Source organism: Lentzea sp. NPDC054927 (genome assembly GCF_053610285.1).
In genome coordinates, this window is the sequence record NZ_JBSGXZ010000003.1 from 145,453 (window position 1) to 164,927 (window position 19,475).

Annotated in this window: 14 protein-coding genes; 5 read left to right on the forward strand and 9 right to left on the reverse strand. The window is 69.0% G+C overall.

Annotated elements, in window-relative coordinates; all coding sequences use genetic code 11:
* Window positions 1–3: 3 nt before the first annotated feature.
* Complete coding sequence (locus tag ACWGE0_RS06990; RefSeq protein ID WP_452259991.1) at window positions 4–1,950, forward strand: ABC transporter ATP-binding protein; 1,947 nt, start codon at window positions 4–6, stop codon at window positions 1,948–1,950.
* A 109-nt stretch (window positions 1,951–2,059) separates the two neighbouring features.
* Here ACWGE0_RS06990 and ACWGE0_RS06995 read toward each other — a convergent pair whose 3' ends face one another.
* Together ACWGE0_RS06995 and ACWGE0_RS07000 are read right to left on the reverse strand one after the other, a co-directional pair.
* Window positions 2,060–2,770: an alpha/beta fold hydrolase gene (locus ACWGE0_RS06995; protein WP_452259992.1), complete on the reverse strand. Its 711-nt coding sequence runs from the start codon at window positions 2,768–2,770 to the stop codon at window positions 2,060–2,062.
* A 138-nt stretch (window positions 2,771–2,908) separates the two neighbouring features.
* Window positions 2,909–3,172: a UBP-type zinc finger domain-containing protein gene (locus tag ACWGE0_RS07000; RefSeq protein ID WP_452259993.1), complete on the reverse strand. Its 264-nt coding sequence runs from the start codon at window positions 3,170–3,172 to the stop codon at window positions 2,909–2,911.
* A 56-nt stretch (window positions 3,173–3,228) separates the two neighbouring features.
* Here ACWGE0_RS07000 and ACWGE0_RS07005 point away from each other — a divergent pair, with 56 nt between their 5' ends.
* Window positions 3,229–4,896, forward strand: a complete 1,668-nt coding sequence (locus ACWGE0_RS07005; protein ID WP_452259994.1) for an FAD-dependent oxidoreductase — start codon at window positions 3,229–3,231, stop codon at window positions 4,894–4,896.
* A complete protein-coding gene (locus ACWGE0_RS07010; protein WP_452259995.1) occupies window positions 4,896–6,308 on the forward strand; it encodes an ATP-binding protein in 1,413 nt (470 codons plus the stop codon). Before ACWGE0_RS07005 ends, ACWGE0_RS07010 begins: the two co-directional genes overlap by 1 nt.
* A gap of 12 nt (window positions 6,309–6,320) precedes the next feature.
* On the opposite strand, the gene ACWGE0_RS07015 is transcribed toward ACWGE0_RS07010, so the two are convergent.
* Both ACWGE0_RS07015 and ACWGE0_RS07020 read right to left on the reverse strand, forming a co-directional pair.
* The gene (locus ACWGE0_RS07015; protein ID WP_452259996.1) at window positions 6,321–9,551 is read right to left on the reverse strand and encodes a hypothetical protein; all 3,231 of its coding nucleotides are present in this window, start codon (window positions 9,549–9,551) and stop codon (window positions 6,321–6,323) included.
* Window positions 9,552–9,559: 8 nt separating this feature from the next.
* A complete protein-coding gene (locus ACWGE0_RS07020) occupies window positions 9,560–10,525 on the reverse strand; it encodes a hypothetical protein (protein ID WP_452259997.1) in 966 nt (321 codons plus the stop codon).
* A 398-nt stretch (window positions 10,526–10,923) separates the two neighbouring features.
* Between ACWGE0_RS07020 and ACWGE0_RS07025 the strand changes: the two genes are divergently transcribed.
* Window positions 10,924–12,018 (forward strand): hypothetical protein, encoded by a 1,095-nt coding sequence (locus ACWGE0_RS07025; RefSeq protein ID WP_452259998.1) that lies wholly within the window; start codon window positions 10,924–10,926, stop codon window positions 12,016–12,018.
* Between the two features lie 90 nt (window positions 12,019–12,108).
* Window positions 12,109–12,849: a ribonuclease activity regulator RraA gene (locus ACWGE0_RS07030; RefSeq protein ID WP_452259999.1), complete on the forward strand. Its 741-nt coding sequence runs from the start codon at window positions 12,109–12,111 to the stop codon at window positions 12,847–12,849.
* Between the two features lie 56 nt (window positions 12,850–12,905).
* Here the strand turns inward: ACWGE0_RS07030 and ACWGE0_RS07035 are convergent, their stop codons facing one another.
* The 5 genes from ACWGE0_RS07035 to ACWGE0_RS07055 form a co-directional block, all read right to left on the reverse strand.
* Window positions 12,906–13,742 (reverse strand): MerR family transcriptional regulator, encoded by an 837-nt coding sequence (locus ACWGE0_RS07035; protein ID WP_452260000.1) that lies wholly within the window; start codon window positions 13,740–13,742, stop codon window positions 12,906–12,908.
* A gap of 79 nt (window positions 13,743–13,821) precedes the next feature.
* A complete protein-coding gene (locus tag ACWGE0_RS07040; RefSeq protein WP_452260001.1) occupies window positions 13,822–15,099 on the reverse strand; it encodes a mandelate racemase/muconate lactonizing enzyme family protein in 1,278 nt (425 codons plus the stop codon).
* Window positions 15,096–17,105, reverse strand: a complete 2,010-nt coding sequence (locus ACWGE0_RS07045; RefSeq protein ID WP_452260002.1) for an ABC transporter permease — start codon at window positions 17,103–17,105, stop codon at window positions 15,096–15,098. Before ACWGE0_RS07045 ends, ACWGE0_RS07040 begins: the two co-directional genes overlap by 4 nt.
* The gene (locus ACWGE0_RS07050; protein WP_452260003.1) at window positions 17,102–18,523 is read right to left on the reverse strand and encodes an ABC transporter substrate-binding protein; all 1,422 of its coding nucleotides are present in this window, start codon (window positions 18,521–18,523) and stop codon (window positions 17,102–17,104) included. The genes ACWGE0_RS07045 and ACWGE0_RS07050 overlap by 4 nt, the downstream gene beginning before the upstream one ends.
* 161 nt (window positions 18,524–18,684) lie before the next feature.
* Window positions 18,685–19,428 (reverse strand): FadR/GntR family transcriptional regulator, encoded by a 744-nt coding sequence (locus ACWGE0_RS07055; protein WP_452260004.1) that lies wholly within the window; start codon window positions 19,426–19,428, stop codon window positions 18,685–18,687.
* Window positions 19,429–19,475 lie beyond the last annotated feature (47 nt).

The window sequence follows — 19,475 nt, forward strand, 5'->3', positions numbered from 1 at the left end:
GGCATGGAGTTCATGCTGGGCCGGCGCGGGCGTCGCCGCCGCGCCTCGACGGTGCCGGAGAGCGGGCTCACCGGACCGGTCGACATTCCCGAACCGAAGCCGGACGACGAACCGAAGGACCTGCGCTCCCGGCTGAAGCGCGCGAAGACGTCCGTGGCGGGCACCGTCCGCGGACTGCCGAAGGTCGCGAAGCTGACGTGGCAGGCCAGCCCGATCCTGACCATCGTCCTGGCACTGATCACGGTCCTGTCGGGGCTCCTGCCGACCTTGACCGCGTACATCGCGAAGCTGCTGCTGGATTCCGTCGTCGCGGCGATCCAGCACACCGGCACCACGGGTGACATCGCGAAGGTCGCGCTGTTCCAGTTCGGCGTGCTCGCCGCGACCGCGGTCAGCAGCGCGCTGACGTCGATCGCGCAGTCGCTGCTGCAGGAACGCATGACGCTGACCATCCGCCACCAGGTGATGTCGCACGCCAGCGAACTGCACCTCTCGTACTTCGAGGGCTCGACCTCGTACGACATGCTCCGTCAGGCCGCGCAGGAAGCGCCGACGCGGCCGCTGTCGATGATGAACTCCGCGCTGGGACTCCTGCGCACGCTGATCACGTTCGGCAGCATGGTCGCGCTGCTCGTCTCGATCAGCCCGCTGCTGGCCCTGGTCGCGCTGGTGGCGCCGATCCCCGCGTTCATCTCGCAGTCGAGGTACGGCTCGCGCGCGTTCTGGCTGACCTTCATGATGTCGCCGATCAAGCGGCGGATGGACTACCTGTCGTCGTTGGTCACGACGGACACCTATGCCAAGGAGACGAAGCTGTTCGGGCTCGGCCCGTACTTCGTCGACCGGTTCCGCCGGCTCGGCACCGTTTCCTACGAGCGGCAGCGGAAGCTGACGGTCAACCGCAACATCAGCTCGACGTCCTGGGGGCTGTTGAGCACGCTCGCCGGTTCGGCGATCACGTTGTACATCGCGCTGGAAGCGGTCGGCGGACGGCTCACGCTGGGAGACCTGGCGCTGTACACGGCCGCGGCGGCGTCCGTGCAGTCGTCGGTGTCCGGGCTGTTCACCGCGTTTGCGGGGATGTACGAGAACAACCTCTACCTCGACACGCTGTACCGGTTCCTGGACACGAAGCCGGAGATCACGGCGCCGGCGTCACCACGGCCGATGCCGTCCACAGTGGAGGGTCACATCGAGTTCGACGCGGTGACCTTCAGCTACCCCGGCGCCGAGGAACCCGCGCTCGACGACGTCAGCTTCGAGATCCGCCCCGGCGAGACGGTGGCGGTGGTGGGCCGCAACGGCGCGGGCAAGTCGACGTTGTTCAAGCTGCTCTGCCGGCTCTACGACCCGACCGGTGGCCGCATCCTGCTCGACGGCGTCGACATCCGCGAGTACGACCCCGTCGCGCTGCGCACGCGGATCAGCGCGATGTTCCAGGACTACGTGACGTACCAGGGCACAGCCGCGGAGAACATCGGCCTCGGCGACCTGGAGCGGCTCGAGGACCGGCCGCACATCGAGGAATCGGCCCGCCGCGCCGGCGCGGACGAGCGGATCGAACGGCTGCCCCAGGGTTACGACAGCCCGCTCGGTCGCTGGTTCGACCAGGGGGTCAGCCTATCCGGCGGCGAGTGGCAGAAGATCGCGCTGGCCAGGGCGTTCCAGCGGGAGGCACCGATCCTGGTGCTCGACGAGCCGACGTCGGCGCTGGACGCGCGGGCAGAGCACGACCTGTTCTCGCGGCTGCGGGAGCTGTCGGAAGGCCGGACGACGCTGTACATCTCGCACCGGTTCTCGACCGTGCGGCAGGCAGAACGGATCCTGTTGCTGGAGCGCGGGAAGGTCGCCGAGCACGGGACGCACGAGGAGCTGATGGCGGCCAAGGCCGGGTACGCCGAGCTGTTCACGCTGCAGGCGCAGGCTTACCTGGACGAAGTGCCCGGCTGAGCCGTCCCGCCTCCGTGGCGACGACCGTACGACCAGTCTCCGATCGGCCGACCGGCGGCACCGCCGTGGAGGGTGGTGCCGGGCCGGTCGACGGACTTGCGGGTGGTGGTCAGACGCGCGCTGCACGCAGGACGAGGTCGGCGACCTCATCGGGGCGCGAGGCGAAGACCGCGTGCGAGGCGCCGTCGATGCTGACGACCTCGCCGCCCGCGCGCTCGGCCATGAAGTGCACGGCAGCGGACGGAATGTTCTTGTCCGCCTCCGCGACGAGGAAGAAGCTCGGCAGCCCGCGCCACGCCTGCAGGCCCTCGGCCTCCTCGTTGAGCGCCGCGACGGTGATCGGCCGCTGGGTCACGGCCATCACCCGCGCCTGCTCGGCGGGCACATCGGCGACGAACTGCTGGTGGTACAGCTCCTGTGCGACGTAGACGTCCTGGCCGCCGTCGGGCAGCGCCACCGTGCGCAGCGTCTCGCCGAGCGTGCTGCCGGGGAACTTCCCGGACAGGCTCGCCGCGCTCTCCCCCGCCTCGGGAGCGAACCCGGCGACGAAGACCAGCGACGTGACGTTCTCCGCCCCGGCCGCGGCTTTGCTGATCACCATGCCGCCGTAGGAGTGTCCGACCAGGACGACCGGGCCCTCGATCGAGTCGACCAGTGCCCGCACCTGAGCGGCGTCATAGGCCACCGAACGCAACGGGTTCGCCGCCGCGATGACCTCGTGTCCCGCTGCCTGCAGCCGCTCGACGACCGGACCCCAGCCGCCCGACTCCGCGAACGCCCCGTGCACCAGGACAATGGTCGGCTTCGTGTTCGTGGTCATGACTTCCCAAGGTGTCGAGGTGGTCGCGCTGGTATCCATTAATACTAATTAATGGATACCACGAACCCCGATCGGTCACAACGCCGCCGACCAGCGGAACCCGGCGAACACGGACGGCACACGCCCCGCACTTGAAGGTCACACGACCGTGTCGTCCACGAAGCACCAGCGCCAGGTCTCCCCCGGCTCGAACGAGCGGATGATCGGGTGCCCCTCGTCGGCGAAGTGCTTCGAGGCGTGCTTGGCGGGCGACGAGTCGCAGCAAGCGACCTTGCCGCAGCCCAGGCACAAGCGCAGGTGCACCCACCTGCCGCCGGCGGCCAGGCAGTCCTCACACCCCTCCGGTGTGGTGGGAGTGGGCTCGGCACCCAGCTCGGCGACGTGTTCGCAGGTAGTGGTCACGGCCCGACGGTACCTCGATCGCGGCCGTCGACGAGTTCTGGTGTTTGACTGGGCGCATGACGACTGCCGGTCGCGTCGCGCGGCCTTCGATCCTCACGGTGGACGACGACCCTGCCGTGTCGCGGGCGGTGGCGCGCGACCTGCGCCGGAAGTACGGCGAGCACTACCGCGTCGTGCGAGCGGAGTCCGGGGCCCAGGCGCTCGAGGCCCTGCACGAGATCAAACTGCGCGGCGAGGAGGTCGCGGTGTTGCTCGCCGACCACCGGATGCCCCAGATGAACGGCATCGAGTTCCTCGAGCAGGCCATGGACGTGTTCCCGCAGGCGCGCCGGGTGCTGCTCACGGCGTACGCCGACACCGACGCCGCCATCCAGGCGATCAACGTCGTGGACCTCGACCACTACCTGCTCAAGCCGTGGGATCCGCCGGAGCAGAACCTCTATCCGGTGCTCGACGAGCAGCTCCGGGCTTGGGCCGTGAGCGACCGGCAGCCACCTCAGCGGGTGCGGGTGATCGGGCACCGCTGGTCGCCACGGTCCTACGAGGTACGTGACTTCCTGGCACGCAACAACGTTCCCTTCCGCTGGCACGCACTCGACGAGCCGGAGGCACGCTGCCTGCTCACCGCGGCGCACCAGGACGGGACGACTCTGCCCGTCGTGGTCACGGCTCAGGGCAAGGCCCTGGTCGACCCCTCCGACGCGGAGCTCGCCGCCGAGGTGGGTCTGAGCACGCAACCGTCCGCGGAGTTCTACGACCTGATCGTCGTGGGTGGCGGACCCGCGGGGCTCGGCGCCGCGGTGTACGGAGGGTCGGAGGGACTGCGAACCGTGCTGGTCGAACGGATCGCGACGGGCGGCCAGGCGGGTACGAGCAGCCGCATCGAGAACTACCTGGGCTTCCCGGACGGCGTGTCCGGCGGGCAGCTGACCGAACGGGCCCGCAGACAGGCGGTCAAGTTCGGAGTCGAGCTGCTCACCACACGCGACGTCGTCGCCCTCGAGCGCCGGGGAGCCGCGCGCATCGTGCGGTTCGGCGACGGCACCGAGCTCGCCGCCCACACCGTCATCCTCGCCACCGGAGTGTCGTACCGGTTGCTCGACGCGCCTGGACTCGGCGAGCTGACCGGGCGGGGCGTGTACTACGGCGCCTCGACCACCGAAGGCCCGAACTGCGCGGGTCAGGACGTCTACCTCGTGGGCGGCGCGAACTCCGCGGGGCAGGCGGCCGTCTACTTCTCCGGGCACGCGCGCAAGGTGGTGATCCTGGTGAGGGGTGACTCGCTGGTGCAGTCGATGTCGCGGTACCTGATCGACCAGCTCTCGGCGATCCCGAACGTGGAGGTGCGCACGCACACCGAGGTCTGCGGCGGCACGGGTGCGGATCACCTCGAGACGCTGACGTTGCTGCACAACAAGACCGGCGAGACGACGACCGTCGCGGCGAGCTGGTTGTTCGCGTTCATCGGTGCCGCCCCGCGCACGGACTGGTTGGACGGCACGCTGGAAAGAGACGAGCGCGGCTTCCTCCTCGCCGGCCCCGACCTCGGCGGCTCCCCCTCCGGGTGGGACCTCGAGCGGGCGCCGTACCACCTGGAGACGAACGTGCCCGGTGTGTTCGTCGCGGGCGACGTCCGGGCGGACTCGGTGAAGCGAGTCGCGTCCGCGGTCGGTGAGGGTGCCATGGCGGTCACCCTGGTGCACCGTTACCTGGAGAGGTCGTGATGGAGAGGCTCACCGCGGCTGCACTGCGCGAACTGTTCCTGTTCGAGAAGCTCGACCAGACCCAGCTGGACTGGCTGGCCGACCACGGCCACGTCGAGACCCGCGAGTCGGGCACGGCCGTGCTCACCGAAGGCGAGCCGGCGACGTGTTTCTTCGTGCTGCTCGAAGGAACAGTCGCCCTGTGCCGCAACATCGGCGGCCAACGCGTCGAGGTGAGCCGCAGCAGCCTGCGCGGCTCGTACTTCGGTGCCACCCAGGCCTACCTGGAGCTCGACCAGCCGACCTACCAGATGACCGTCGAGTCGATCACCGCCACGTCGATGCTGCAGTTCGACGCCGACGAGTTCGGGCCGATGGTCCGCACGTGGTTCCCGATGGCGATGCACCTGCTGGAGGGCCTGTTCTGGGGCATGCGGAACACCCAGGCGACGGTGGGCCAGCACGAGCGGCTCACCGCGCTCGGCGCCCTGTCCGCGGGCCTCACCCACGAACTGAACAACCCCGCCGCGGCCGCCGTGCGGGCGACCGCGGCGCTGCGCGAGCGGGTCGCGGGCATGCGGCACAAGCTCGCTCTGCTGGCGCAGGGAACGCTTGACCCAGCCACTCTGCCCTCTCTGGTCAAGCTGCAGGAGAAGGCGGTCGAACGAGTCGCCAAGGCCCCGAAACTCAGTCCGCTGGAGGCCAGCGACGCCGAGGACGAGGTCGCCGACTGGCTCGACGACCACGGCATCAGCGGCGGCTGGGACGTCGCGCCCGTCCTGGTCGCGGCCGGGCTGGACGTGGAGTGGCTGGAGGGATCACTCACGTCGTGCCCGGCGGCTGTCACGGGATCCGCCGTGCACTGGCTCAGGTACACGGTCGAGACCGAGATGCTGATGAACGAGATCGAGGACGCCACCACCAGAGTGTCCACTTTGGTCGGTGCCGCCAAACAGTACTCGCAGATGGACCGAGCGCCATTCCAGGTGGTCGACGTGCACGAGCTGCTCGACTCCACTTTGGTCATGTTCGGCGGGAAGCTCACGGACGTGCGGGTGGTCAAGGACTACGACCGGACGCTCCCCCGCATCTCCGCGTACGCCGGCGAGCTCAACCAGGTGTGGACGAACATGATCGACAACGCGCTGAGCGCGATGGGCGGCGCAGGAACGTTGACCGTGCGGACCTTCAGGCAGGACAAGCACCTCGTGGTGGAGATCGGCGACACCGGCCCCGGCATCCCGGCAGAGGTGAAGAGCCGCATCTTCGAACCGTTCTTCACCACCAAGCCGGTCGGACAGGGCACCGGCCTCGGGCTGGAGATCTCGTGGCGGATCGTGGTCAACAAGCATCACGGCGCCATCCGCGTGGAATCGCTACCGGGTGACACGCGGTTCCAGGTCGTGCTGCCCTTGGAGGCGACGGAAGCGTGACAGGTGGCGGGCTCAGGGCCACCACCTGTGCACGTCGTCGAGCGACTCCAGGAACAGCGGACCGAACTCCAGTCCGGCGAGATCGCGCAGCACCGGCAGACCGCCTTTCAGCACTGCGAGAGAGCCGCTGCGGTCGTTGACCTGCCACACCGTGCGAAGAATCCGCGCGTACAACAGGTGCTCACCGAGTTCGGCCGCGCGTGCCAGCAACGCCTTGGCCACGGTGTCACGCGGCAGGTACATCACGTCGCAGGCGCGAGCCAGTTCGCCGGCGGACAGGTGCGGGACGAGATCGAGCGGCAGGTCAGGCGTGAGGACGTCGTCGAAGATCTCGGCACGACGGCGTTCCTGGAGCTGAGGCAACAGGTGCGCCAACGCCTTCACGCGGGTGCTGTCGTGCTTCGCCGTCCATGCCAGGGCGACGGCGTCCTCCAGGTCCGCAGTGGACAGATGGGGGGCCAGGTCTCGCAGCACTCCCGTGCCTGCTTCGTCCAGCGGACCGCGGGCACGGACGATGGCCAGGGCTCGCGCGTGGAGGTGGTGCGGCAGGTAGGCGGCCAGCCACATCAGGATGGTGTACGGGTACTTGTTGGTGGTCGCGGCTTCGACTTCTTCTTCGCACAGAAGGGTTTGCTGATCCACAGGCAACCGCGACAGCACCGCGTTCAGCACGCTGCCGCGGTCTGGCTCGGTGGTCAGCCGGCCGACGAGGGCACGGACGTCGGGCATCCGCTCGGCGGGCAGGGTCAGGGCCAGGCCGCGCAGCAGTTGTGCGCCTCGGCGTTGCTCGGCGAGATCTCGGGTGAGCGCCAGCACTTCTTCGAGTTGGCCGAGCGAGAGTTGTGGCAGCAGCTTGGCCAGGTAAAACTCGGGTGGCGCCGGGTTTTTCGTCAGTGCCGCCAGAGCGGTCGTTGCTGCTGCTCGCTGTTCGTCGGCAGGCAAATGCGGACCCAGTGCGCACAGAGCGCGGCCCCGTGCTTGGGCATCGTCGAAGGCGGCGGCGATCGCGGCCAGGCGACGGGCCTCGGCCGGCGACAGGCGGTGGGCGATCTTCTCGATCGTCTGGGCGAGAAAGAGGCCGTTCCAGGTGGAGATCTCGTCCAGCACGCTGGAAAGCAGCCCGGCCGGGCCGTGCAGCGCGACGTGCTCCATCGCCCACGCGCCGCCGATGGAGAGATGCCGAGCCCACTGGTCGTCCGTCAGCAGGCGGACCACCGGCAGCACCAGATGCTCGTTGCGGGTGGCTCCAGCGGTGGTGAGCAGCTCGTCCACCAGGGTGTCGCGGTCGGGAGCGGGAAGTTGGGCGGCCAGCGCGGTTTTCGTCCAGATCACGTTGCCGGCGATCCCGGTCGCGGCGGTGAGGGCTGATGCGGTCAGCGATGCGCGCGTTTCCGGGTCGGGGAGGGTGGCGGCGATTTCCGCCAGGGCGCGGGCGCGGTCGGCGCCGTTGGTGATCGCCTCGGCGATCCGCAGTGCTCGGGCGAGCTCGTCGGGGGTGAGTGTTCCCGCCACTTCGGCGAGTGCGTCGGCACGTTCGGATTCGGAACGGAGGGCGGCGATGGCGTCCAGCGTCAGCGAGGGCTGGGCGGTCGCGTCCTCGGTGACCGACGTGGACGGTTCGGCGGCAGGCTGGCGCGGTGCCAGTGCGGCCAACGGGCCAGGTTCACCCTTGAGGTCGAACCACTTCGCCACGGCCAGGGCGCGGTCGATGCCTGCGGCGTGCAGGTGCGGTGCTAGCCGGCAGAACGCGGTGAGGCCGAATTCCTGGTCGCATCGCGCGATGACAAGCCTGAAGTACCGGGTGAGCTGCTCGCCGGACAGGTGCGGCGCCAGCGCTCCGACGACCTGCCAGCGCGCAGGTTGGTCCCAGGTGTCGGCGAGCGCCAACGCGCGCGCCACGACGTCCGGCCGTTCCTCCTCCGGCAGGTGCGGAACCACCAGCGTCATCGCGGCCACCTGGTCGGCAGGGTCCGGAAGGTGGCGGACGTGGGCCAGCACCCGCTGCCAGGCCCACACGCCGGTCTCGGCCGCCACCTCCAGCAGACGAGGCGGGATGGCGGGAGTGGAGCTCTTGAGCGACGCGCTCATGAGCTGGTAGTGCAGCTCCCGCACCAGAACCGGGGCGAGCGTGCCTCGCCGCAACGCTTCGTCGGTACGCCGTTCGTAGTGCTCGCGCACCACCGCGACCGTGTCCGCGTACACGTCCACTGTGCCGGCCGCGTGATGCGCGGCGAACCAGACGAGCTCGCCGTCCTTCTCCTCCCGCAGCAGCGCTTCCAGGTCAGCGAGGCGGCGCGCGGCCAGCAGGTGCGATGCCAGGTACCGCAACGAGTAGTCGTCGGAGAGGTGCGCCAGACAGTGGTCGGCGATCCGGCTGTGCGCCTCGACCGCGGCAGACCCCAGCAGCTCGGACCACATCTCACGCACACCGGCGTCGTAGATCTCGAACGTCGTCACGCCAGCGGTGAGGAACGGCCGCAACCTGAGATCGCACCAGTCCCGCACGGCACGTTCGTCCACACCGGACAGTCGGCTCAGCGTGGCCAACGGAAGTGCTTCGCGTGCGACCGCGAGCGTGGACAGCACAGGTAGCGCCACGTCGTCCTCGCGCCACTGGTCGAGCTGTCCCGCGTGGTACGAGCGCAGACCGGCCAGGTTGCGTTCGCCCAGGCGGATCACCACGTCGCCGCGCGGCGGCGGGGTGCCGGTGCGGTAGGTACCGATGACGAAGACGTTGGGCGGCAACACGTCGGGCAGTCCCCACGGCTGCCGCCCGTCCGGCGTCACCGCCCTGTCGGCACCGTCGACCACCAGCACCAGTGGTTCGCGTCCCGCCGCCCGCGTGAGCAGCGCCTCGAAACCACGCGGCGTGCCGGCCCACTCCGCCAGCTTTCGGCCGGGCGCGAGGGTCCACAGGTCACGGCGCACGATCAGCTGCGCGGACAGGTTGCGCAGGGCGGCCCGTGCCGAACCGCCGTCCGCGTGCCCGCCGAAGTGGCTGATCCAGCCGCGTTCCCGGGCGAGGTACGTGGCCAGCGCGGTCTTGCCCGCCCCGGCGCCGCCCTCGATCCACAGGTAGCCGCACGGCTGCTCGGCCAGGAACGAGTCGATCTCGCCGACCACCGGGTCGTGCCCGGTGAACCCGTCGGGCAACGCGTTCAGGAACACCGGGCGCGGGTCCCGCACGGCCTCGTCGACCGGCGTGGACCACGCGCCGGGACCGGTGAACCTGAAGTGACTCACGGCAGACATCAGAGGTCGAGGACCTCCACCTCGTCGCGGCCGTTGAGCACGTACGCCTGCTTGCCGTCCGGCGTGATGGAGATCTCGCCGGGATTCCGCCCGACGGTGATCCTGCTGATCTCCGTGAGGCCGGCGGTGTCGATCACGGAGACTGACTTGTCGAGGAAGTTGGTGATGTACGCGCGAGCACCGTCGGGCGCGACCGCGACGCCGAGCGACCAGCCGGGGCCGGGAATGCCACCGGGCAGAGTCTTGTCGGTGGCCACGTCGATGACCTTCATCGGATCGGGCTTGTTGAGCTTGGTCGTGTAGACGCGCGTGCCGTCCGGGCTGACGGCCAGCGCACGCGGCGACACACTGGCGCGCACGGAGGCGATCACCGATGCGGCCGCCACGTCGATCACGGTCACCTGAACACCCTTGTACGACCCCACGTACGCCTTGGCACCGTCCGGCGTGACCGCGAGCCCGCTCGGCTCCGACGGCAGCTGCACCACACCGAGAGCGACACCGCCGGAGTCCACAATGGACAGCGTGGTGTCGCCGGTGTTCAGCACGTGCACGCGCTCACCGCTCACCTCGATCGAGGTCGGGTAGGAGAAGCCGGACCACGTCGCGGTGACGCTGCTGGTCGCCGTGTCGATCACGGAAACCGTGTGAGCGTCCCGGTTCGTCACGTAGACACGTGAACTGTCCGGCGCGAACGCCACACCCAGCGGGTAGAGGCCGACCGGAACCGTGGCGGTGACCGCGCGCGTCTGCGTGTCGATCACCGACACCGTGTTGTCGTTCGAGTTGGCGACAGCGGCGCGCGTGCCGTCCTGGCTGATCGCGAGCCCCTGCGCCAGCCTGCCGACGCCGATCACCGCGTTCGGCGCCGCCGAGGCTGCACCGGGAACCACCGCGACAGCCAGGCCGGCCGCCAGGACCAGCGCCGCACGTCTCGTGAGCGCGCGCGAAGAAGCGAACGTCATGGATGTCTGACCCCCAGAAGTCATGATCGATCAGGCCAGCGTACCCGGCTGGATCATCCAAACGACCCCGAAGCCGCCGACCACCACTCTCACACCGCCGGGATCACCCGCGACCTCGCGAAACGTGAGAGAGTTGAGGTCTGCGCACGCCCCGTGATTCACACCCGGAGGCGCGCGCCTTCACCCCGGAGCGGACGCCGCCTCATCCAGGCGCGTTTCACCGCTCCCGGTCAGTTCGCACCACTCCACGCCCAGGACCGGGTACAAGCACCACCCCACGAGGGAGCACTCCCATCACCACTTCCGCGCTCACGCCGACCCTGGCCGTCCCCCGCACCCTCACCGACATCTACGGCCCTGACATCGCCGTCTGCGCGCGCCCCGCCCAGGAACCGGCTGTGCCGTCGAGCCGGCACAGGAACACCCGCGACGTCCTGTCCGCCCGTCCCCTCGCCATCGCCGCCGACACCCCCGTCATCAGCAGCGCGGGCGGCACCGAACCCAACCTCCTCGCCGCCCTGCGCGACGGAGGCCTGCCGGTCGGCACCGACCCGCGCGAGTTCCGCACCGAGGCCGAGTTCGCCACCCGCGTCACCGAGGCCCTCAGCGACGGCCTGCGGCTGTCCATGGAATACCCGCAGCCCACCGCCCTGTACCCCGACGAACGCTCCGTGAAGAGTGCGGAACTCGTCGGCTACCTCAACAACAAAGCCAGCATCAGCACCTTCGTCGAGCCCCGCTTCCAAGCCCGCCGCCAGATCGTCGCCATCGACGAACTCGCCGAAGCCGCCCCCGCCGAGAAGTCCTGGGTTCTCAAGGCCGCCACGAACGCCGCGCACGGAGCAAGCCTCGACGTCTACCTGCACAAGGCCGGGGACCCGGTGACGCTGCCCGCGTTCACCGACATCCTCACCGAGGTCGTCGTCGAGGAATACCTGCACATCCACCGCAACTGGGGCATCCAGCTCTACGTCGCCGCCGACGGCAGAGCCCGCCTGCTCGCCGTCACCGACCAGCGCATCGACGCGGACGGCGTCTACACCGGCGGCCGCTTCGGGCTCGTCATCCCGCTCCCGGCCGATCTGCTCACCGAATGCCTCGCGATCGCCCAGCGCGCCGCCGACGTCGGTTACCGCGGCATGTGCAGCCTCGACTGCGCCCAGACCTACGACGGCAGGCTCGTCATGCTCGACCTCAACTTCCGCATCACCAGCGGGTCCATCCCGCTGCTGGCGCTGAACACCATCCGCCCCGACGCCCTCGATCGCCCGTCGGAGTCCACGAAGATCACCACCGCCGCCCCCATCGCCGCACTGCTCGCCGCGCTGCAACCCGCGCTGCAGCGCGGAGGGCTCCTCGTCACCGGCGGCCACGACACCCGTCGCACCGACAACCCGATCAAACAGACCGCACTGCACCTGCTCGTCTTCGGCGACGACCCCGACGACGTCACCACCCGCCGCGCCGCGCTGGAAGCCATGTACAACCACTGACGCGGATGATCCGCGTCAGTACGCTCGGATCGAAGGCTCATCGAACTCTCTGCTAGTTGCGGTCAGCGCGGATCCGAGGGAGCTACCGACGTGGTCGAGACGCACGACATCGTTCGCCCGCCTGCCGAACTCAGTGCGGCCCTCGCGGCCATCGGCAGCGCGACGGCGAGCGCCGAGCTCAGCCGGATGGGCATCCGCAGCGCGTTCATCAGCGGCCCGGTCTCGGTGACCCCCGGCGTGCGCGTGGCCGGGCCGGCGCTGACGCTGCAGTTCCTGCCGAAGCGGGAGGACCTCTACCCCGTCGACGAGTACGCCGAGCCGGAGAAGCAGCTGCACCGGCACGTCATGTACCACGCCCAGCCCGGCGACATGATCGTCGTCGACGCGCGGGGTGACATGAGCAGCGGCGTGTTCGGCGAGATGATGCTGACCTACTTCAAGGGCCGCGGTGGTGCCGGCGTGGTGATCGACGGGTGCCTGCGCGACATCGGCGAGGCGAAGAAGCTCGGTCTGGGGCTGTGGATCCGGGGCGCCACACCGAACTTCCACGCCCAGACCGGCATCGTCCCGGTCGCCGTCAACGTGCCGGTGGCGTGCGGCGGCACGCTCGTCGAGCCGGGCGACATCGTCGTGGCCGACGACGACGGGGCGGTCGTGGTGCCGGTCAAGTTCGCACCCGCCTTGCTGGCTGCCGCCCAGGAGCACGCGGAATGGGAGGAGTTCTCCCGGATCCGCCTGGCCGAGGGCGGCGACCTGCGGCGGTACTACCCGCTGTCGGACGAGGCCCGGCCCGAGTACGAGCGGTGGCGCGCCGAGCAGGGCCTGGCCTAGCTGTACCTAGCCCCAGTACTCCAGCCGCATCTCGTGGTGCCTGCCCTGCACGGGCGTCAGCTGTCCGCGGGGTCCTGACCCAGGAGTTGTCCCGCGCGCTCCATGCAGCGCAACCGAGCGGGAGAGAAGTCATACGGCATCTTGGTGAACGCTTCGAAGGCGCTCATCTGCGTTTCATGCTCCTCGTCCAGGTTGTCGTAGATCTCGAAGAGCTTCTCGTCGGCCTTGTTCAGCCCGGCAGCCTCGCCGACCTGTTCTAGGGCCTTGTAGTGGGCGTATCGCTGTGTGGCAAGTTCTTCGACACGCGGGTCATCGGGCTCGACGCCCTCATCGAGGGCCGCCTCAGCTGCGTCGAGACGGTCGTGCTCAGCCCGCAGGTCGGGGTGGGTGGCCAGCATGATGAAGGTGCTGGCCTGGACAGCGGCGCCCAGCGGGCCGAAGATCCGTTCCGTGACCAGCAGGGCGTCCACATCGGAGCGGCGCAGCGCGCCACGAGGCAGGTGGCTGAGCCGGTCCGTCACCACATCCGAAAGTAACCCCAGTGGACTGCCCACGGCCCGCAGGCGCTGAACGGCCTCGCGTTGACGTCTGATTTCGGCCTCCTGAGCGGCCAGGGTTTTCTCCAGTTCGCCCAGGCATTCCTCGATGTCCTGGGTTTCGTCGAACGCCGCCCGCATGTCGTCGAGCCTGATGCCGGCCTCTGCCATCTTGCGGATCCACAGCAGGCGGATCATGTCGTCGTAGCCGTAGCGGCGGCGGCCGTCCCCTCCGCGCTCGGGCTCAGGAAGCAGACCGATCTGATGGTAATGGCGGATGGCGCGTGGGGTTGTGCCGGCGAAGGCGGCAGCATCACCGATTTTGACGTGGCGGGGAGACGTGAAGGAGAGGTGCATCGCAAACGGAGCCTTTCGAGCTGTAGTGCCTCCAAGAACAACACATGCCGCTACGGCAGGTGCAACATCAGCAGCACTGCTAGCTCCACAGCCGGTCGTGGCTCGACTCCGCGTCCCAGTGCGTCGTCTCGGCGAAGAACACCGGGTCGCGCGGGTCGAGGTGGCGTTGCAGCAGTTCCTCGTCGATGTCGCCGAACCCCAGTCCCGGAGTGTCCGGCACGGCGATGTGGCCGTTCTGGATCAACGGGCGGGGCAGGCCGGTGACGAGGTCGCTCCAGAACTCCACCTCGGCGGCGTGGTGTTCGAGGGCGAGGAAGTTCTCCGTGGCGGCGGCCAGGTGCACGCAGGCCATGGTCGCGATCGGTGACGCCGCCAGGTGCAGCGCCATCGCGATTCCGCGTTCCTGCGCGTAGTCGCCGAGCCGTTTGGTCTCCGCGATCCCGCCCGCCGTCGCCGGGTCGGGGTGCACGACGCGGATGGCGCCCGCGTCGAGCAACGGCCGGAAGCCGTCGAGCAGGTAGATGTCCTCCCCCGTGCACGTCGGGACGGCGACGGCCGCGGTGAGCTGCCGCCACTGGTCGGTCAGCTGCCACGGGATCAGGTCCTCGATCCACGCCAGGGTGAACGGCTCCAGCGCGCGGCCGATCCGGATGCAGGAGTCGAGCGCGATGTGGCCGAAGTGGTCGGCGGCGAGCGCGATGTCGTAGCCGACGACGGAACGGACGGTGTCCACATAGGACGCCAGGTGGCCGACACCCTTGGCGGTGACCTGGATGCCGGTGAACGGATGCATCGTCGTCAGGTCCGCGCGGGCACCCGGCGGCGCGATCAGCGCTCCCGGCACGTCCCACAGCAGGTCGATGCCCACGTCCATCTTCAGCATCGTGAACCCGCGCTGCCTGCGCTCCAGCAGCCGGGCGCCCATCGCGTGCGGGTCCGGCAGCGACGGAGTGTCGGCGTAGCACCGGATCTCGTCCCGGAACCGGCCCCCGATCAACGCGTGCGCGGGCACTCCGTACGCCTTGCCCGCCAGGTCCATCAGCGCCATCTCGACGCCGGAGACCCCGCCTCCCTGGCGGCCGTGGAACCCGAACTGCTTGATCTTGCGGAAGATCTTGTCGACGTTGCAGGGGTTCTCGCCGACGAGCCGGCTCTTCAGCATGAGCGCGTAAGTGGCGCTGGCCTGGTCGCGCACCTCCCCGTAGCCGGCCAGCCCCTGGTTGGTCTCGAGCCTGATGATCGACGAGCGGAACGGCACGCCGACCACGTTGGCCACCCGCAGGTCGGTGATCCGCAGGTCGCTCGGCCGGGACGAGATAGCGACGTGCTCCTCCGTGATCGCCGGCGTCTCGCTCATCCCTTGACGGCCCCCGCGGTGAGGCCCTCGGTCAGGAACCGCTGCCCGAACCCGTACATGACCACGACCGGGATGCTGATCAGCAACGACGCCGCGGCCAGCTGTCCCTGCGGCACGACGTCACCGAAGATCATCGACTGCATGCCGACGGGCAACGTCTTGTAGTCGTCCTTGGTGATGAACACGAAGGCGAACAGGAACTCGTTCCACGCGTTGGTGAGCGTGAAGAGCGCGACCGCGAGCAGGCCCGGTTTGGCCAGCGGCAGCACGATCCGGCGGAACGCCCCGAACCGCGTGCAGCCGTCGACCAGCGCGGCCTCCTCCAGGTCGGCCGGGATCGACTTGAAGTAGCCGACGAGCAGCCACGTCGCGAACGGCAGGGTGAACGTCGGGTAGGCGAGCACGAGCGCCCACAACGAGTCGTTGAGGCCGATCCCGCTCATCATCTGGTACAGCGGGATGAACAGCAGCGCGCCCGGCATCACGTAGGTGAGCAGGATCGTCACCGTGAAGCTCTCCGAACCCCGGAACTTCAACCGCGCCAACGCATAGCCGGCCAGTGCCGCGCAGACCAGGGCGATCGCGGTGGACGCCACCGACACCAGGATCGTGTTCACGTACCAGGTGCCGAACGCCCTGCCCGTGAACAGGTTCGTGAACTGCTCGGTGCTCCACGGGGTCGGCCACAGGTCGTCGGTGCGCGAGACGATCTGGCTGTCGGACTTGAAGGCCGTGACCGTCATCCAGTAGAGCGGGGCGAGCACGAAGGCCAGCAGACCCACGAGTGCGATCCCGGAGCCGGTGCCGCTGACCAGACGTGCGGCCAGCCGGTTGCCGCGCGCGGCGAGCACGGAGACGACCCGTCCGACAGCGGCCGCGAGCACCACGAACACGCCCAGGACGAGCGCGGCCTTCCACACGATGTGCGGCGACGCCCAGACCAGCACGAGGATCGAGGCCACGACGATCACCCACGGCATCGCCCTGCGCTGAGCGGGAGTCAGCCGTCGGCGCCCCATGTCGCTCGCGCCCGGCTGGTCGCTGCGCCGCATCATCCGCACGAGGATCACCACGAGGACGGCGATGATCGGCAGCATCACCAGCGTGACCGCGGCGCCCGCGCCCACCTGCAGCTGCTGGATGGCCTTCGAGTAGGCCACCATCACGTAGGGGGCGGTGGCGTCCCCAGGTCCGCCCTGGGTCATCAGCCAGATCAGGTCGAAGTTGTTGAACGTCCAGATCGACGACAGCAGCACCGTCACGATCATGATGTTGCGCAGGCCCGGCAGCGTGATGTGCACGAAGCGCTGCCACGGCGAGGCGCCGTCCACCGTCGCCGCCTCGTAGAGACCGCTGTCGATGGCCTTGAGCCCGGCGAGGAACGTCACCGTGAAGAACGGGATGCCCTTCCAGACGTTGACCAGGATGACCGCGGGCATCGCGAGCGCGGGATCGGACAGCCACTCAGCGGGCCACCTGTCGACGAGCCCGATCGCGGCCAGGGCGGGCCCGATCCCGGAATCCGTCAGCAGGACGTTGACGCTGCCGAAGATCGGGTCGAACAACGACCGCCAGGTGAAGGCCGTGACGACCGTCGGCACCACCCACGGCAGCAGGATCACCCCCGCGAGGATCGCCCGCCCGCGGCGCATGTGGTGCAGCATCATCGCCGCGATGAGGCCGAGGGTCACCTTGAAGATCTCGGCGTACGCGGTGAAGACGAACGAGTTCAGCACGCCCTTGTGGAACACCGCGTCGTCGATGAGCGCGGTGTAGTTGTCCAGCCCGACGAAGACCGTCTCCGCACCATGACGTTCCGTGGTGCTGGTGAAGATCGAGCTGACGATCGGGAACAGGATCAGGCCCGCCACCAGCACCAGCGTCGGCCCGATGAACACCGCGGCGAGGCGCCAGTCACGCCCGAGCAGCCGCTGTGACGTGGTGAGCGAGGACGACCCGCCCGGCGCCGGACGGGCCGGCGCCGGCCTGGTGCGCAGGTCGGTCACTGCTTGTAGCCCTGCTGTTCGAAGACCTGGACGATCCTGGTGTGGGTCGAGGCGACGGCGTCGGCCGGCTTGGCGCCCTGGATGACCGACTGCATCATGTCGGTCAGCAGGTAGGCGGCGGTGGCGGCCTGGTCACCTGGGCTCGGGGCCTGCGGGAACGCGAGGCCGGTCCTGGTGGTCAGTGGAAGCTTCGTGCGGGTCTGCTCCCGCAGCGCGGGGAAGGCCGGGTCACCGCTGGTGTAGTACGGGTCGGAGTCCCACACCTTGTCCCACGAGGGGTTGACCAGGCACGGTGCTCCCTTCGCGACACCGAGCAGTGCGCTGCCGCTGACCATGAACTTCGCCACCAGCTTCGCGAGGTCGGGGTTCTTCGCCCCCTTGAACACGACGAACGAGTTGGACTCGCCGAACGCGAGCGGCTTGTCGATCGCCGGTCCGGTGGCGCCGTTGAACGGGTGAGTGTTGGCGTAGACCGGGTTGTTCTTGGTCTTCGAGTCGGCGTAGACGCTGAACTGGTTGAGCGTCAGCCCCAGGATCTGGGCCAGCCAGTTCTCGTTGTTGCTCGAGTCGGTCCAGCTGCCGATCCCCGGTGGCAGCATCGGCGTGTACTTCGGGTTCGTGTAGATGTCGCCGATGAACGTGACGGCGGCGACGGTCTCCGGCGAGTTGAACACCACCTTCGTGCCGGTGTTGTCCGCGATCGCCCCGCCGTAGGTGTTGATCACGTTCCCGATGAAGCCGTTGGCGTCGCCGGAGCGGTTCACCGTGAGACCCCAGCCGAAGCGCCGTTTCGCCGGGTCGGAGACCTCCAATGCGTTGTCGCGCAACTCTTCCCACGAGTAGTGGGGTTTGAGCGGCAGCCCCTTCTCCTGGTACCAGTCCTTGCGCAGGTACATCGCGGACGCGATGAAGTGGTACGGGATCGCGAACCAGCGCCCGTTGAACACGCAGTAGTTGGTCGCCTCCGTCGCGGGCTCCCCGTAGAGCTTGCGCATCTCGTCGACCACGTCGGTGACGTCGGTGAGGGCGCCGAGGTTGTGGAGCTGGCCGACGAACCGCCGATCGCTCACGAAGGCCAGATCGCGGTTGGTGCCCGCCTTCACCTCGGCGTCCATCTTCGCGACCATGTCGCCGGCGTCGCCGGAGACCAGGTCGTTGCGGACCGTGGTGCCGGTGGCCTGCGCGAACACCTGCAGCGACTTGTCCAGCGCCTTGTTCGCGGCCTCCGCGTACAGCTTCTGCGAGAGCATCCCGACCGACCCGCCGCGCAGCGAGGCCGCCTGGTCGAGCAGCGCCTGGGGCACCTGGACGTCGACCTGCGGCGCGGCGGGGCTGCCTCCGCACCCGGCGAGTCCGAGCACGCCCAACGCGCTCGCGCCGAGGAACGTGCGCCTCGATAAACCCGTTTTCTCTTCCATGACACTCCTCTCGCGTCCGGTCGAGCGGACGCGTACCGACGGGGCGACGTTGCAACCGGCGGGACAGCGAGGCGTGGGCCGCACTGCCGGGTCGTTCATGTGGTGAAGAACGGTGAACTGGTGAGGTGGACGCGGTGTGGCGAACCGGTCCGTGCGGTGCGCTAACGCCGCCGTGCGGCCCGTTTCGTCTGCCGCTCCTTTTCCGCGAGGAGCGTGGAGTTGTTGGCCAGGTGCTTGCGCATAGCCGCGCGGGCACCTGACGGGTCGCGCGCCACGAGTGCCTCGTAGATCGCCGTGTGATCGGCCGTGGCCTTGCGCAGCGCGGCCGGTGCCTCGTTGGTGATGCGCCGGCTGGCCGTGCCGAGCCAGCGGGCGGAGTACATGATCCGGTCGAGGATGCGGTTGTCGGCGGCCCGGCAGATCTCCATGTGGAACTCGTGGTCGACCTCGAGGTAGGCGTTGGGATCCCCCTCGAGCGCCGCCATGCGGTCGAGCTCGTCCCTGAGCCGGCCCAGCGTCTCGTCGGTGATGCTGGTCGCGGCCATCGCGGCGAGTTCGGGCTCGAGCAGCACGCGCATCTGGTCCAGCTCCTGCAGCAGTTCGCCGACGATCTCCGCGGGCATCCACTCGATCAGCAACGGGCTCAGGTAGTCCCACTCCGCCGGAGGGCGCACGACGACGCGGCGGCCCTGCGCCACGTCGACGATGTCGAGCGAGGCGAGGATCTTGAGCGTCTCCCTCGCCACCACGCGCGACACCCCGAACTCCTTGGAGATCTCGAGCTCCGACGGCGCCCGGCCGTCTTCGAAGTCGCCGCTGACGATGCGCCGGGTCAGGTGTGCCGCCACCTGCACCGGGAGAGTCCGGACCTTGACAGCGTCCGCAGACTCTTGTCCCCTTTGCATGTCATCAGCTTATAGGACAAGTTGGACATCGCGACAGAGTCCGTTCA

Coding starts and splice junctions, on each gene's coding strand:
- ACWGE0_RS06990 (WP_452259991.1), top strand. CDS start 4: ATGGAGTTCATGCTGGGCCGGCGCGGGCGTCGCCGCCGCGCCTCGACG.
- ACWGE0_RS07005 (WP_452259994.1), top strand. CDS start 3,229: ATGACGACTGCCGGTCGCGTCGCGCGGCCTTCGATCCTCACGGTGGAC.
- ACWGE0_RS07035 (WP_452260000.1), bottom strand. CDS start 13,742: ATGCACCTCTCCTTCACGTCTCCCCGCCACGTCAAAATCGGTGATGCT.
- ACWGE0_RS07010 (WP_452259995.1), top strand. CDS start 4,896: ATGGAGAGGCTCACCGCGGCTGCACTGCGCGAACTGTTCCTGTTCGAG.
- ACWGE0_RS07040 (WP_452260001.1), bottom strand. CDS start 15,099: ATGAGCGAGACGCCGGCGATCACGGAGGAGCACGTCGCTATCTCGTCC.
- ACWGE0_RS07020 (WP_452259997.1), bottom strand. CDS start 10,525: ATGACGTTCGCTTCTTCGCGCGCGCTCACGAGACGTGCGGCGCTGGTC.
- ACWGE0_RS06995 (WP_452259992.1), bottom strand. CDS start 2,770: ATGACCACGAACACGAAGCCGACCATTGTCCTGGTGCACGGGGCGTTC.
- ACWGE0_RS07050 (WP_452260003.1), bottom strand. CDS start 18,523: ATGGAAGAGAAAACGGGTTTATCGAGGCGCACGTTCCTCGGCGCGAGC.
- ACWGE0_RS07055 (WP_452260004.1), bottom strand. CDS start 19,428: ATGCAAAGGGGACAAGAGTCTGCGGACGCTGTCAAGGTCCGGACTCTC.